This window comes from Georgenia muralis, from assembly GCF_003814705.1.
Lineage (GTDB): Bacteria > Actinomycetota > Actinomycetes > Actinomycetales > Actinomycetaceae > Georgenia > Georgenia muralis.
The window spans coordinates 140,596-154,555 of sequence record NZ_RKRA01000001.1 but is presented as its reverse complement, the minus strand read 5'-3'; the positions used below and the strand labels follow the sequence as shown (position 1 = coordinate 154,555).

The window sequence follows — 13,960 nt, the reverse complement described above, 5'->3', positions numbered from 1 at the left end:
ACGCCGCCGGGCGTAGGCCCGGCGGCGTCGTCCTTGTCGGTCGTTCAGCCGGCGCGGCGGGCGCGCGCGGTGCGGCGCTTGAGGGCGCGGCGCTCGTCCTCGCTCAGGCCCCCCCACACCCCGGAGTCCTGCCCCGTCTCCAGCGCCCACTTCAGGCAGGTGTCGACCACCGGGCAGCGCTGACACACGGCCTTGGCCTCCTCGATCTGCACGAGGGCCGGACCGGTGTTCCCGATCGGGAAGAACAGCTCGGGGTCCTCGGTCAGGCAGGAAGCGCGGTGACGCCAATCCATAGGGCTTGCTCCTTCGGGCACACGTCGGAAGCACTCGTTCACCATTCGGGGGGAGCAGCTTCCGACAAGGGGTGTTTGCTGCTGCCACCAAGGTTGACACGGCGTCCGGTGGGCCACAAGAGGTTTCAGGAAAATGTCCGTCGGGTAACGGGGGTGGTGTTACTCACAGGGTTTCACCGCTGCCGCCGCCGCTCCCGCGACCGGCGGCAATGCGTACGCTCGTGGATGTGACACGCCCTGCGACGCCCTCGGCCGCCGTGCCCGGCAAGGCCGGCCCGACCCCGCCCGCGCCCCTCCTGGGCGCCCTGCTGGTGGTCGCCCTCGAGGCCCTCGCGCTCGTGGTCGCCGCGGTCGTGCTCGTGGCCGAGACGGTGCGCGGGCTGGCGCTAGACGTCGGCTCCGCGGTGGCGCTCGCGGTGTTCTTCGTCGGGTTCGCGACCCTCCTCGGCGGGGCGGGCCGGGCCCTGTGGCGCGGCAGCAGGTGGGGCCGCGGGCCCGTCATCACCTGGCAGCTCCTCCAGGTCGCCACCGCGCTCGCGCTGGCGGGCTCCCTCCCCGCCTGGTTGCCGGTGGTCCTCGTGGCCGGTGCCGTCGTCGTGGTGGTCGGTGTGCTGTGGCCCTCCTCGCGCGTCCACGCCTCACGGACGAACGCCCCCGACGCCGTGGCCTGACGCCCTGGCCGGCCGCGGTGCCTCGGCCGGTGGCCGTGGACCGCGGGTGCTCGCCTGCGGACGCCGGTGGCCACCCGGCGCGCCGGTGACCGGCACGGCTGGCACAGTGGGCGCGTGAGCGAGCAGAGCAGGACAGCCGTCGTCGTGGTCACCGGGGCCAACGGCCTGGTGGGTGCGGCCGTCTGCCGCGCGCTGGTCGCGCGGGGCGCCTCCGTCCGGGCCGTGGTCCGGCGCGCCGGGACGGCCCCCGGCCTCGCCGGCGTGGAGGAGCGCGTGGGGGAGCTCGACGACCCCGCCCTCGCCGCGACCGCCGTCGCGGGCGCCGACGCCGTCGTCACCACCGTGCACCCGATGGGGTCCGACCGGGCGACGCAGCACCGGATCGGCGTCGAGGGGACCCGGTCGGTCGCCCGCGCGGCCCGGGATGCCGGCGTCGCACGCCTGGTCCACGTCTCCACGGCCGCGGTCTACCGACGCGGGCCCGACGTCGGTGACGTCGACGAGTCCGCCGCGCTCGTCGACGACGCCGCGGGCGCCTACGCGGTGACCAAGCGGGACGCCGAGGCCGCCCTTGCTGACGTGGGCGGGATCACCCGGGTGCTCCTCCGTCCGCCCGCCATCCTGGGCCCGGGACCGACCTCGGTGTGGAACACCCTGCGGCCCGATGCCATGCGCCGCTCCGTGGACGCCCGGCGCGCGAACCCGTCCGGGACGTTCGCGTGGGTGCACGTCACCGACCTCGCCGCGGTGGCCGCGGACGTCGCCACCGGCCGGGTCACAGCATCGGCCGACCCCGACCACGGTCCGGTCGAGGCCGGGTGCACCGCCCTCGACGTCGCGGCGGGGCCGGCCACCGCGCGCGACTACTACGGGACGGTCACCCGCGCCCTGGGGATCGACCCGGTCTGGGACGACGATCCCGCCTGGACCGGTCGGATCCGCGCCACGCGGGCCCACGCCTGGGGGTGGACGCCGTCCGTCGACCTCGACCAGGCGCTGGCCGAGATCGACGAGGGACTGCGCCGGTAGGCCCGCCGGCGGGCGATCCGGAGGGTCAGGGCGTCGCGACCTGGACCGGGATGGCGCGACCCCCGCGGACGAGGACGGCCAGCCCGGCGTGACGTGGCCGCACCGGGTCGAGCGCACCGCGGACGTCGACGTCGGTGACCTGACCGGCCAGTGGGTGGCCGGGCCGGAGCAGGACGAGGTCCGCACGTCCGCGCCAGGTCGTCAGCGGGCCGCGAAGCGTGGTCGCCGCCGCCTCCGTGCGCGCCGCGGCCAGCACCGTGACGGCGGTGAGGTCCGGTAGCGCGGCGAGGGGATCGAGGTCGTCGAGGACGACGACGTCCCCCGGCCGGGCTCGGGCGGCGTCCGCGGCGACCGTCCGGCCGGCGCGCCGGAGCTGCCGGGCGAGGACCTCCAGGGCCGTGGTCCGGCCGCTCCCGGGCGGCCCGACGACCAGCACCCGTTCCCCCGGGGCGCACCCGAGCGTGACCCAGCCGGCGTCGTCCCCACCCCGGCCGAGGACGACCCCGAGTCCCACCGGTGCGTCCGAGAGCCGCACGACGCCCGGGAGCGGGCGGAGCAGCGGGACGCCCGCCGGCGGTTCCCGCGGGGCCGTGGCCGGCCGAGCGCCCGGTCCGGCGAGCGCGACCTGGAGCAGGACCGCCCCCTCGGGTCGCACGAGCACGCCCCGGCCGGGCGGCCCGCCGCGCAGGCGCAGCGCCGCAGGGACCCCGGACAGCAGGGCCTCGGTCTCGTCGCGGGGGGACAGGACGACCCGGGTCCGCACCGCCTCGAGCCACCGCGCCCCGGCGAGCGTGGGCGGGCCGGCCAGTGCGACGGCGACGCCGTTGCGGCGGGCTCCGCGCACCGCGGCGCCCAGCAGGGCCGGGCCCCGTCCCGGCCCGGTGAGGTCGAGGTTCTCGGCGACGTCGTCGGCGTCGTCGACGAGGAGGACCTGCGTGCCGTCCACGGCGTCCCCCAGCAGGTCGAGCAGGCGGGCGACCAGCCGGGGGTCGCCGGCGGGGACGAGCGAGCCGGCGGCCCGGTCGTGGACGTCGGCGAACGCCGCCGGGTCGGCGGCGACGACATGGACGGGGACCCCCGCGGCGCTCGCCGAGGCGGCCACGGTGCGCAGGGCCTGGGTGCGACCCGTGCCCGGCCCGCCCGTCACCAGCAGCGCGGGGCCGGACCACGACCAGGTGCCCAGCCGCTGCTCGTCCGGCAGGTCGGTGCGGGCCAGGGGCAGCGCGACCGGGGCCCGGACCGGGCGGGGCGGGGCCGCCGCCGCAACCGGTGCGGCTCGTGCTGCTGGCGGCGGTCCCGCCGGTCCGCCCGGCCGGGCGATCTCGTCCAGCGACACCACGGCGGGCAGCGGAGGTGCCCACGGTGGGGCCGTCGCGGCGGCGGGACCGCGGCGTTCCCAGGCGAGTGCCGCCCCGGCGACCACCTCGCGGACGAGTCCCTGGCCCGGGGGGCCGGCCCAGGCCACCTGGAGCTCACGCACGCGGTCGGTGCGCAGCAGCGCGCGCCCGGGGCCGTCGAGACCGGCCGCCCGCGGCGTGCCGACGACCTCGACCGAGTCCGCCGGCTCCACGACCCGCAAGCACACCCGGACGCCGAGGTTGGCGCGGATCTCCGGGCCGACGGCGCCACCCGGCCGCTGGGTGGCCAGGACGAGGTGGAGGCCGAGCGAGCGTCCCTGGGCGGCCAGCCGGACGAGGGCGGAGAGGACCTCGGGGTGCGCCTCGGCCAGCACGCGGAACTCGTCCACCACGACGAGGAGCCGCGCCAGCCGGTGACCGGCGGCGGTGTAGGAGGCGATGTCGGGCGCACCGGCGCCGGCGAGCAGGGCCTCGCGCCGCCGCACCTCCGCGCGCAGGCTGCTCAGGGCGCGCTCGGTCCCCGCGGGATCGAGGTCGGTGAGCACCCCCGCGGTGTGCGGCAGCCCGGCGAGGGGCGCGAAGGTGGCGCCGCCCTTGTAGTCCACGAGCACGACCTGGAGCGTGGCCGGGGAGCACCGCACGGCCAGGGCCGTCAACCAGCTGAGGAGGAGCTCGGACTTGCCCGACCCCGTCGAGCCCGCCACGAGCGCGTGGGGACCGTCCAGGGCGAGGTCGAGCTCGACGACCCCCTCCGCGCCGACGCCGACCGGTGCGGCCAGGCCCGGGAGGCCGCGGTCCCAGGCCGCGGCCAGCCGATCGGCCGTGGCGACGACGTCCGGGCCTCCCGCCCCGAGCCCGAGGAGGTCGGCGAGGAGCGCGACCCGCGGCGGGGCGGCCGCCCGCGGGCCGCCGGTCAGGGCGGCGGCCACCGCGACGCACCAGCTCGGGCCCGGCAGGCCCGGTGGCGTGCGGGGCAGGTGGACCACCCGCGAGCACCACGGGGGGATGGCGGCGACGTCCGCGGCCAGGACCAGACCCGGCGCGGCGACGAGATCGGGCCGGGCGACGGCCACGCGCAGACGTGCGGTGCCCTCCTCGGGGCCGGCCGAGCCGCCACTCGGCCCCGCAGCGGCCGTGCGGTGGGGCAGCCGGGACGCCCACCGCCATGACGCCGGCAGGTCCAGGGCCAGCTCGCCGGGCCGGTGGTGGGCGGCGAGCTGGCACACCAGCCAGCCGGCGACGGCCTCGACGACCGCCGGTGGTCCGACCAGGGCCACGGGGCCACCCGTCAGGTCGAGCGGGGCGGGGCCCCGCCGTGGCCGGCGCGCCCCGCCGGGATCCACCGAGACGTCCAGCTGCGCCGGGCGCCCGCTCACGTCCGTCGTGCCCGGGCCGGCGCCGGCGAGGAGGAGCACGGCGCCGGGGTCCGGCAGGGGCCCGGGCGGCTCGCTGCCGCGTCCTGCGCGTACCGCCGACCACAGCAGCGCGACCGGCACCAGGAGCAGCAGCCAGCGCCACGGACCGGCCGAGGAGGAGATGACCATCGGGACGGTCGTGACCGCCATGAGGCCGGGCAGGAGGAGCCGGCCGGTGTCCCGACCGGACCGTGCCCTCCGGTCCGCCCCGTCGGAGGCGGGGCGAGCCGCCTCGACGGGGCGTGGTCGCAGCTGGAGGTGGGTGGACCCGATCTCGAGCACGTCCCCCTCGCTCAGCGCGCGCCACCGCGTGCCCAGCCGGCGACCACGGCCCGGTCGGCCGTGCCGGGCCGCCCAGGGGCGACGCGCCCGCCCCCACGGCGGGCGCAGCGACGTCCCCGGCCACCGGAGTGCGGCCCGCCGCAGGCGCGTGCCGTTCGCCGAGCCGGCGTCCCTGGCCTCGACCCGGCCCCGCCGCAGCCGCACCTCCAGGTGCCGGGCCGAGACCAGCGGGTCGCCGAGGACGTCGGTGCGGCCCACGAGCGCCGTGCCCGGCTCGAGCCCCAGGCACCTGCCCGCGCCCGGACCGGTGAGGACCGCCAGGTGCCATGCGCAGCGCAGCACCGCGGGCGGCTCGGCCGGGGGCCGGCGCGGTGCCCGGGCCGGTCCGGACACGAGGGCCTGCGTGGTCATGGCGTCACCCTCGTCCGCCGACCGCGGCCCCGGTCGGCCCGCTGGGGACCGGCGCCCGCCGCCGGCGCCTGTGGACGGCCGGGGCGGGACGTGGGGCTCCTGGCGCCGGGGGTGCGGCATGATGGGCACACCTGGTCGAGGAGGATGGCATGGCCGAGGACGCCGGCGAGGGCACCGCCGAGATGGCGGTGGGTCTGCGCGAGGCCGTCGGCGTCGCGCTCGATCCCACCGAGCCGCTGTTCGGGTACGACTCCTCGGCGCGCTTCCTCGAGGAGTTTCTCGAACCGTTCCTCTCGGTCCTGCAGGCCTCCGGACCGGTCCAGGGCTGAGCCGCCCCGGCCGACCTCCCGGGCGGATGTCGGGGGCCTGAGCCATGATGTCCACCGTGAGCGACCAGAGCCCTGACGACGACGAGGTTCCCGCCGGCGTGCCTGCGGCCGCCGTGCCTGCGGCCGCCCGGGCCGAGGCGCGGCAGCGGTGGCAGCACCTCGCCGAGCAGGTCGAGGCCGCCCAGTTCGCGTACTACGTGCGGGACGCGCCCACCCTCTCCGACGCGGAGTACGACCGTCTCCTGCGCGACCTCGAGGCGCTCGAGGCCGAGCACCCGGACCTGAGGGTCCCCGAGTCGCCGACCCAGCGGGTCGGCGGGACGTTCTCCACCGACTTCGCCACCGTCGAGCACCGGCAGCAGATGATGAGCCTGGACGACGTCTTCTCGCTCGAGGAGCTGCGCGAGTGGGCGGCGCGGGTGCACGCCGAGGCCGGGCGCAGCGACGTCGTGATGACGTGCGAGCTCAAGGTCGACGGGCTGGCGGTGAGCCTGACCTACGAGGACGGCCGCCTGGTGCGGGGCGCGACCCGCGGGGACGGGCGCACCGGCGAGGACGTCACCCTCAACGTGCGCACCGTGGTGGGCGTCCCGCACCAGCTCGCCGGTGGGCCCCACCCGGCGAGCATCGAGATCCGCGGCGAGGTCTACTTCCCGGTGGAGGCGTTCGAGGCCCTCAACGCCTCGCTGGTGGAGGCGGGCAGGGCCCCGTTCGCCAACCCCCGCAACTCCGCGGCCGGCTCCCTGCGGCAGAAGGACCCGCGCGTCACCGCCTCGCGCCGCCTGGCGATGGTCGCCCACGGCATCGGCGCCGTCGACTGGGGACCGGTGGGTGCGGCCGCCCCGGCCACGCAGTCCGCGCTGTACGAGACGCTGCGCTCGTGGGGGGTGCCGGTCTCGGACCGCACGCGGGTCGTGGACAGCGAGGCCGGCGTCGAGGAGATGATCGCCTACTTCGGTGAGCACCGGCACGACGTCGAGCACGAGATCGACGGCATCGTCGTCAAGGTCGACGACTTCGCGCTGCAGCGCCGCCTGGGCGCCACGTCGCGGGCGCCCCGCTGGGCCGCGGCGTACAAGTACCCGCCGGAGGAGGTCAACACCCGGCTGCTGGACATCCGGGTGCACGTGGGCCGCACCGGCCGGGTGACGCCCTACGGCGTCATGGAGCCGGTGCTCGTGGCAGGCTCGACCGTGGCGATGGCCACCCTCCACAACGCCAACGAGGTGCGTCGCAAGGGCGTGCTCATCGGTGACACGGTGGTCCTGCGCAAGGCCGGTGACGTCATCCCCGAGATCGTCGCCCCCGTCGTCGACCTGCGCGACGGCAGCGAGCGGGAGTTCGTCATGCCCGAGCGGTGCCCCTCCTGCGGCACGCCGCTGGCTCCGGCGAAGGAAGGCGACGTCGACCTGCGCTGCCCCAACGCCCGCTCGTGCCCCGCCCAGCTCACCGAGCGGGTCGCCCACATCGCCGGGCGCGGGGCGCTGGACATCGAGGCGCTCGGCGGCGAGGCCGCGCTGGCCCTGACCGACCCCGAGGCGGGTCGCGAGGAGGCTGCCCTCGCGCTCGCCGTCGAGGCCGGGCACGGACCGGTGCCCACCCCCGACGACCTCGCCGCGGCGGACGCCCGCCTTCCCGGGCGTCAGCAGCCGGTCCTCACGACGGAGGCGGGGCTCTTCGACCTCACCCCCGACGCCCTCTCCGACGTGCGCGTGTGGCGCGAGATCAAGAAGGCGGGCGTCGGCACGGGCCGCTGGGAGCAGCGGCTGTTCTTCTGGACGGCACCGACCTACAAGCGCGACGGCACGCTGGCCCGCCCCTCGAAGCCGACGGCCACCACGGAACGGATGGTCGCCGAGCTCGACAAGGCCAAGGACAAGCCCCTGTGGCGGGTGCTCGTCGCGCTGTCCATCCGGCACGTCGGACCCACGGCCGCCCGGGCCGTCGCCACCGAGTACGGCTCGCTCGAGGCGATCCGCGCCGCGACCGAGGACGAGCTCGCCGCCGTCGACGGCGTCGGTCCCGTCATCGCCGCGGCCCTCAAGGCCTGGTTCGAGGAGGACTGGCACCTCGACATCGTCCAGCGGTGGCGCGCCGCCGGCGTGCGGATGGCGGACGAGCGCGACACCACGGTCGAGCGCACCCTGGCGGGGCTCACCGTCGTGGTGACCGGCTCGCTCGAGGGCTTCAGCCGCGACTCGGCGAAGGAGGCCATCATCGCCCGGGGCGGCAAGGCTGCCGGGTCGGTGTCGAAGAAGACCGACTTCGTCGTCGTGGGGGAGAACGCCGGGACCAAGGAGGACAAGGCGCGCGCCCTGGGGCGGCCCGTCCTCGACGAGGCGGGCTTCGTCAGCCTCCTGCAGGGCGGTCCGGCAGCGGTGGAGGGCGTCGTCCCGCAGGCCTGACGTCCGGCGATAATGAGGCTGTGACCCGCACCGCGCGCCTGGCCGTCGACCTCGTCCGGCCCGAGGAGCACGCCCGCGTGGGCGAGCTGTGCGTGGACGCCTACCGGGCCGCGGCGATCCTGGCGCACGACGACGGCGGTTACGCGGCCACGCTGCGCGACGTGGCCCACCGCGCAGCCGAGACCGTGGTCCTCGTCGCGCGGGAGGGCAGCCGCGTCCTCGGCACCGTCACGCTGGCGCCGCCCGGCAGCGGCTACGCCGACATCGCCGCGGGGGACGAGCTCGAGGTGCGGATGCTCGCGGTCGACCCGGCCGCGCAGCGGCGCGGCGTCGCCGAGGCGCTCCTGCGCGGCGCGGCGGAGTGGACCCGCGAGCAGGGCTATCCCGCGCTGGTCCTCTCCGTGCTCTCCGTGGCCGGCCCGGGCACCCCGCACCGGCTCTACGAGCGGGTGGGGTACCGGCGCGTGCCGGCGCGCGACTACATCGGCGCGTGGGACCCGGCCGCGGTGATGTGGTTCTACGAGCAGCGGGTCTGAGCCGCCGGCGCCGCCATCACGCGACCACGGGTGTCCCCGCGACCGTCACAGGAGCGGCCCCAGCGGCTTGAGGATCCGCTCGAGCACCCGGCTGACGCGTCCGCGGGCCTCCCACTCCTCGACGGTGAGCCGGCGCGCGTTGGTCATGTCCACCTCGAAGATCCGCTCCATCTCGGCGGCGAGGTCGTCGTCGTGGAGCTCGAGGTTGATCTCGAAGTTCCCGGTCATCGACATGCGGTCGATGTTCGTCGTCCCGACCGTGGTCCAGCGCCCGTCGACCGTCATCGTCTTGGCGTGGACCATCGCTCCCTGGAAGAGCCAGATGCTCACCCCCGCCTCCAGGAGGCGGGAGTAGTAGGTCCGGGCGGCCCAGTCGGCGAGGATGTGGTTGGAGTACTCCGGGATGAGCACCCGCACGTCCACCCCGCGGCGGGCGGCGGCCACCAGACCGGCGAGGATCTCCCGGTCGGGGATGAAGTAGCCCTGGGTGATGTAGATCCGGTGCTGGGCCCGGTCCATCGCCTCGAGGTAGATCCCCCGGACGGGGAAGATGAGCCGGTTGGGGGAGTTCTGCGCCGCACGGATCCGGGCGTCCCAGGACCGGGCGCCCCGGTCGGGGATGAGCGGGTGGTGCTTGCGGCGGTGGTCGTTCCAGAAGTCGACGAACGCGTTCTCCAGCTCCCACGCGGACGGGCCCTCGACCCGCACGTGGGTGTCGCGCCACTGCGTGGCGTAGAGGTCGCCGATGTTGTACCCGCCCACGTAGCCGACGCGGCCGTCGACGACGAGGACCTTGCGGTGGTCGCGGCCCGTCTTGCGGAGGTTGAACGTGACCAGGCCCGGGCGGAACAGGGGGAAGCGCAGCACGTGCAGCCCCGGCAGGTCCGGGAAGCGCTTGAAGGCCGGGGGGACGACGAGGTTGCCCCAGCTGTCGTAGACGACGTAGACGGTCACCCCGCGCCGGGCGGCCGCGACGAGGGCGTCCTTGAAGGTCTGGCCGACCGTGTCGGACTTCCAGATGAAGGTCTCGAAGTAGATCGTGTCCCGGGCCCCGTGGATCGAGGCCAGCATGTCCTCGTAGAGGTCGGCGCCGTAGGTGAACGTGCGCACGCGGGAGTCCGCGACCTCGACCTCGGCCGGCTCCTTGTGGGGGAACTCCCCGGTCGGCGGCTCGCGGTGCTTGCGTACCCGGTCCACGGCCAGGACCGTCACGACCGCGGCCGTCTGCGCGGCGGCGGTGGCCGCGACGTAGAGGCGGGCCGCCCGCCACACGTGGCGCACGGTCAGGTGGGGCCGGGTCAGCAGGGCGTGGCCGAGGCGCTGGGTGAGCGTCATGGCGCCAACCTATCGGTGGTGGCCCCCGCCGTCCCGGGGGCCGCCGTCCCGGGGCGCGCAGGCCCGGCTCGGGCGATACTGGAGCGATGACCACCACCACGACGACGATCTCCACCGACCTGGCCCGGCGCCTGCGGGCGGCGGGCGTGCGCTGGCGGCCGGCGTCGGGGGACCGCTTCCTCGTCGACGCCCCCGAGCTCGCGGGGGAGGTCTTCACCCTCTCCGAGATGACGATCGAGGCGCGCCGGTACGCCACCGGCACGGTCCTGGCGTTCAACGGCACGACGGAGTGGGCCCTGGACTCGGTGATGATCGAGCGCACCCTCTGGCTGCCCCGGGAGGACCAGCTCCGCGAGCTCCTCGGCGGGACGTTCCGCTCGCTGCGGCGCGAGGACCTCTACGTCGTCACCACCGTGGTGCCGGAGGGCTCGCGGGAGGTCGAGGTCGAGCACCGGGCGCCCGAGGCGGCCGACGCCTACGCGCTCGCCGTCCTGGACCTCGTGGGCCGCGCCGCCGGCTGAGCCGACCCCGGCCCGGCGTCTAGACTCGCGGGCATGTCCACCATCTCTTCCGACGAGGTCGCGCGCGTCGCGGCCCTCGCCCGCATCGAGCTGACGCCCGAGGAGGTCGACCGCCTCGCCGGCGAGCTCGACGTCATCGCCACCGCGGTGGCCCGGGTCAGCGAGGTCGCCACGCCCGAGGTGCCCGCCACCTCCCACCCGATCCCGCTGACGAACGTCATGCGCGAGGACGTCGTGGTCGCCACCCTCGACCGCGACGCCGTCATGGCGGCGGCGCCCGCCGCGCAGGACGGGATGTTCGCCGTCCCGCAGATCCTCGGCGAGGACGCATGAGCGCCGACCTCACGCGCCGGACGGCGGCCGAGCTGGCCGCCCTCCTGCGTGACGGCGACGTCTCCAGCGTCGAGGTCACGCGCGCCCACCTGGACCGCACGGCCGCCGTCGACGGCGCCGTCCACGCCTTCCTCCACGTCAACACCGACGAGGCGCTGGCCACGGCCGCGGACGTCGATGCCCGTCGCGCCGCCGGGGAGGAGCTGCACGCCCTCGCGGGTGTGCCGATCGCGGTCAAGGACATCGTCGTCACCCAGGGGCAGGTGACCACCGCCGGCTCGAAGATCCTCCAGGGCTGGGTCCCGCCCTACGACGCCACCGTCGTCACCCGCCTGCGCGCCGCCGGCATGCCGATCCTCGGCAAGACGAACCTCGACGAGTTCGCCATGGGCTCCTCGACGGAGCACTCCGCCTACGGCAACACGCACAACCCGTGGGACCTCGACCGGATCCCGGGCGGCTCCGGCGGCGGCTCCGCGGCCGCGGTCGCGGCCTACGAGGCGCCGCTGGCCATCGGCACCGACACGGGCGGGTCCATCCGTCAGCCGGCCGCGGTCACCGGCACGGTCGGGGTCAAGCCCACCTACGGCTCCGTCTCGCGCTACGGGCTCATCGCGCTGGCCTCCTCCCTGGACCAGGCCGGGCCCGTCTCGCGCACCGTGCTGGACTCGGCCCTGCTGCACGAGGTCATCGGCGGGCACGACCCGCTGGACTCGACCTCCCTGCCGGGCCAGGCGCGCGGCTACGCCGACGCCGCCCGCGACGGTGACCTCGCCGGCGTGCGCGTGGGCATCGTGCGCGAGCTCGGCGGGGAGGGCTACCAGGAGGGCGTGCGCGCCCGGTTCGAGGAGGCCGTCGCCCTGCTCGAGCAGGCCGGCGCGGAGGTCGTGGAGGTCTCCTGCCCGAGCTTCGACTACGCCCTGGCCGCCTACTACCTCATCCTGCCGGCCGAGTGCTCGTCGAACCTCGCCAAGTTCGACGGTATGCGCTTCGGGCTGCGGGTCGAGCCGGCCGACGGCCCGGCCACCGCCGAGCGCGTCATGGCCGCCACCCGCGGCGCCGGGTTCGGCGACGAGGTCAAGCGCCGCGTCATCCTCGGCACGCACGCGCTGTCCGCGGGCTACTTCGACGCCTACTACGGCTCCGCGCAGAAGGTGCGCACCCTCATCCAGCGCGACTTCGCGGCGGCGTTCGACCAGGCCGACGTCCTCGTCTCGCCGACCACGCCGACGACGGCGTTCCGGCTGGGGGAGAAGCTCGACGACCCGCTCGCCATGTATCTCAACGACGTCGCGACCATCCCGGCGAACCTTGCCGGGATCCCCGGCATGTCCCTGCCCGCCGGCCTGAGCGACGACGGCCTGCCCGTCGGGTTCCAGATCCTCGCCCCGGCGCGTGAGGACGCCCGGCTCTACCGGGTGGGGGGCGCGCTCGAGCGCCTGCTGGAGGAGAGGTGGGGCGGGCCGATCCTCGGCCGTGCCCCGGAGCTGGAGGTGGCCCGATGAGCGCGGCGCTGGTGGACCTCGACGAGGCACTCGACCGCTACGACCCGGTGCTGGGGATCGAGGTCCACGTCGAGCTCGGCACGGCCTCGAAGATGTTCGACGGCGCCCCGCAGACCTTCGGCGCGGAGCCGAACACCGCCGTCACCCCGGTCTCGCTCGGCCTGCCGGGCGCCCTGCCGGTCGTCAACGGCAAGGCGGTGGAGTACGCGGTACGTATCGGTCTGGCCCTGAACTGCCGGATCGCCGAGACGTGCCGCTTCGCCCGGAAGAACTACTTCTACCCCGACGTGCCGAAGAACTTCCAGACCTCCCAGTACGACGAGCCCATCGCCGCCGACGGTCACCTCGACGTCGAGCTCGAGGACGGCACGGTCTTCCGGGTGGAGATCGAGCGCGCCCACATGGAGGAGGACGCCGGGAAGAACACCCACGTCGGCGGGTCCACCGGACGCATCCACGGGGCGGAGTACTCCCTCGTGGACTACAACCGTGCGGGCATCCCCCTGGTGGAGATCGTCACCCGGCCGATCGAGGGGGCCGGCCGGCGTGCGCCGGAGGTGGCCCGGGCCTACGTCGCCACGCTGCGCGACATCTTCCGCGCCCTGGGCGTCTCGGAGGCGCGCATGGAGCGCGGCAACGTCCGGGCCGACGTCAACGTCTCCCTGCGCCCGAGCCCGGACGCCCCGCTCGGCACCCGGACGGAGACCAAGAACGTCAACTCCTTCCGCTCCGTCGAGCGCGCCGTGCGCCACGAGATCTCGCGCCAGGCCGCCGTGCTCGACGCCGGGCAGAGCGTGGTCCAGGAGACCCGGCACTGGCACGAGGACTCGGGCACCACCTCACCCGGCAGGGTCAAGTCCGATGCCGAGGACTACCGGTACTTCCCCGAGCCGGACCTCGTGCCGCTGGCCCCGCCCCGGGAGTGGGTCGAGGAGATCCGGGCCTCGCTGCCCGAGATGCCCGCCGTGCGCCGTCGGCGCCTCCAGGCGGAGTGGGGCTTCACCGACGCGGAGATGCGCGACCTCGTCAACGCCGGCGCCGGGGACCTCGTCGAGGCCACCGTGACCGCGGGGGCGAGCCCGGCTGCGGCCCGCAAGTGGTGGATGGGCGAGCTGTCCCGCACCGCCAAGAACGACGGGGTCACCCTCGAGGAGCTGGCCGTCACCCCGGGCCAGGTCGCCGCGCTGGCCGCCCTGGTCGAGGCCGGCCGCATCAACGACAAGCTCGCGCGGCAGGTCCTCGAGGGCGTCCTCGCCGGTGAGGGTTCGCCGGAGGATGTCGTCGTGGCCCGCGGGCTCGAGGTCGTCTCCGACGACGGCGCGCTCGAGGCGGCCGTGGACGAGGCCATCGCCGCCAACCCCGACGTCGTGCAGAAGATCCGCGGCGGCAAGGTCCAGGCCGCGGGCGCGATCGTCGGCGCCGTCATGAAGAGCACCCGCGGCCAGGCCGACGCCGGCCGGGTCCGCGAGATCCTCATGGCGCGCATCGGCTGAGCCTTCGCCGCGCGGCGCCGTCGCGCGACGAGAACGGAGCGGGG

General features: G+C 75.9%; 12 protein-coding genes. 9 read left to right on the top strand and 3 right to left on the bottom strand.

The genetic code is table 11. The annotated features are described in order from the left end of the window. Positions 1–44: 44 nt before the first annotated feature. Positions 45–293, bottom strand: coding sequence for a WhiB family transcriptional regulator (locus tag EDD32_RS00680; protein WP_123913725.1), 249 nt, complete (start codon positions 291–293; stop codon positions 45–47). A gap of 227 nt (positions 294–520) precedes the next feature. On the opposite strand from EDD32_RS00680, the gene EDD32_RS00675 reads away from it, so the two are divergent. Together EDD32_RS00675 and EDD32_RS00670 are read left to right on the top strand one after the other, a co-directional pair. After that, entirely contained in the window at positions 521–964 is a 444-nt protein-coding gene (locus EDD32_RS00675) for a hypothetical protein (RefSeq protein WP_123913723.1), read from the top strand. Between the two features lie 114 nt (positions 965–1,078). Further along, positions 1,079–1,993, top strand: a complete 915-nt coding sequence (locus tag EDD32_RS00670; RefSeq protein WP_123913721.1) for an NAD-dependent epimerase/dehydratase family protein — start codon at positions 1,079–1,081, stop codon at positions 1,991–1,993. A 25-nt stretch (positions 1,994–2,018) separates the two neighbouring features. Here the strand turns inward: EDD32_RS00670 and EDD32_RS00665 are convergent, their stop codons facing one another. Continuing rightward, complete coding sequence (locus EDD32_RS00665) at positions 2,019–5,459, bottom strand: FtsK/SpoIIIE domain-containing protein (RefSeq protein ID WP_123913719.1); 3,441 nt, start codon at positions 5,457–5,459, stop codon at positions 2,019–2,021. 149 nt (positions 5,460–5,608) lie between these two features. Between EDD32_RS00665 and EDD32_RS00660 the strand changes: the two genes are divergently transcribed. The 3 genes from EDD32_RS00660 to EDD32_RS00650 are packed head-to-tail and all read left to right on the top strand — an operon-like array spanning position 5,609 to position 8,729. Then, positions 5,609–5,788, top strand: coding sequence for a hypothetical protein (locus EDD32_RS00660; RefSeq protein WP_123913717.1), 180 nt, complete (start codon positions 5,609–5,611; stop codon positions 5,786–5,788). Between the two features lie 47 nt (positions 5,789–5,835). Beyond that, positions 5,836–8,193 carry an NAD-dependent DNA ligase LigA gene (gene ligA, locus EDD32_RS00655; protein ID WP_123920002.1) on the top strand — a complete coding sequence of 786 codons (2,358 nt, stop codon included), beginning with the start codon at positions 5,836–5,838 and terminating at the stop codon, positions 8,191–8,193. 20 nt (positions 8,194–8,213) lie between these two features. Beyond that, positions 8,214–8,729 carry a GNAT family N-acetyltransferase gene (locus EDD32_RS00650; RefSeq protein ID WP_211338679.1) on the top strand — a complete coding sequence of 172 codons (516 nt, stop codon included), beginning with the start codon at positions 8,214–8,216 and terminating at the stop codon, positions 8,727–8,729. 45 nt (positions 8,730–8,774) lie between these two features. Here the strand turns inward: EDD32_RS00650 and EDD32_RS00645 are convergent, their stop codons facing one another. Further along, positions 8,775–10,064, bottom strand: a complete 1,290-nt coding sequence (locus EDD32_RS00645) for a phospholipase D-like domain-containing protein (RefSeq protein ID WP_123913715.1) — start codon at positions 10,062–10,064, stop codon at positions 8,775–8,777. An 86-nt stretch (positions 10,065–10,150) separates the two neighbouring features. On the opposite strand from EDD32_RS00645, the gene EDD32_RS00640 reads away from it, so the two are divergent. Genes EDD32_RS00640 through gatB form a run of 4 tightly spaced genes read left to right on the top strand, consistent with a single transcriptional unit; the run spans position 10,151 to position 13,916 of the window. Continuing rightward, a complete protein-coding gene (locus tag EDD32_RS00640) occupies positions 10,151–10,585 on the top strand; it encodes a pilus assembly protein CpaE (protein WP_123913713.1) in 435 nt (144 codons plus the stop codon). Between the two features lie 33 nt (positions 10,586–10,618). After that, on the top strand, positions 10,619–10,918 hold the full coding sequence (gene gatC / locus EDD32_RS00635) for an Asp-tRNA(Asn)/Glu-tRNA(Gln) amidotransferase subunit GatC (RefSeq protein ID WP_123913711.1): 300 nt from the start codon (positions 10,619–10,621) through the stop codon (positions 10,916–10,918). Then, positions 10,915–12,423 (top strand): Asp-tRNA(Asn)/Glu-tRNA(Gln) amidotransferase subunit GatA, encoded by a 1,509-nt coding sequence (gene gatA / locus EDD32_RS00630; RefSeq protein ID WP_123913709.1) that lies wholly within the window; start codon positions 10,915–10,917, stop codon positions 12,421–12,423. The genes gatC and gatA overlap by 4 nt, the downstream gene beginning before the upstream one ends. Then, a complete protein-coding gene (gatB, locus tag EDD32_RS00625) occupies positions 12,420–13,916 on the top strand; it encodes an Asp-tRNA(Asn)/Glu-tRNA(Gln) amidotransferase subunit GatB (RefSeq protein ID WP_123913702.1) in 1,497 nt (498 codons plus the stop codon). The genes gatA and gatB overlap by 4 nt, the downstream gene beginning before the upstream one ends. Positions 13,917–13,960 lie beyond the last annotated feature (44 nt).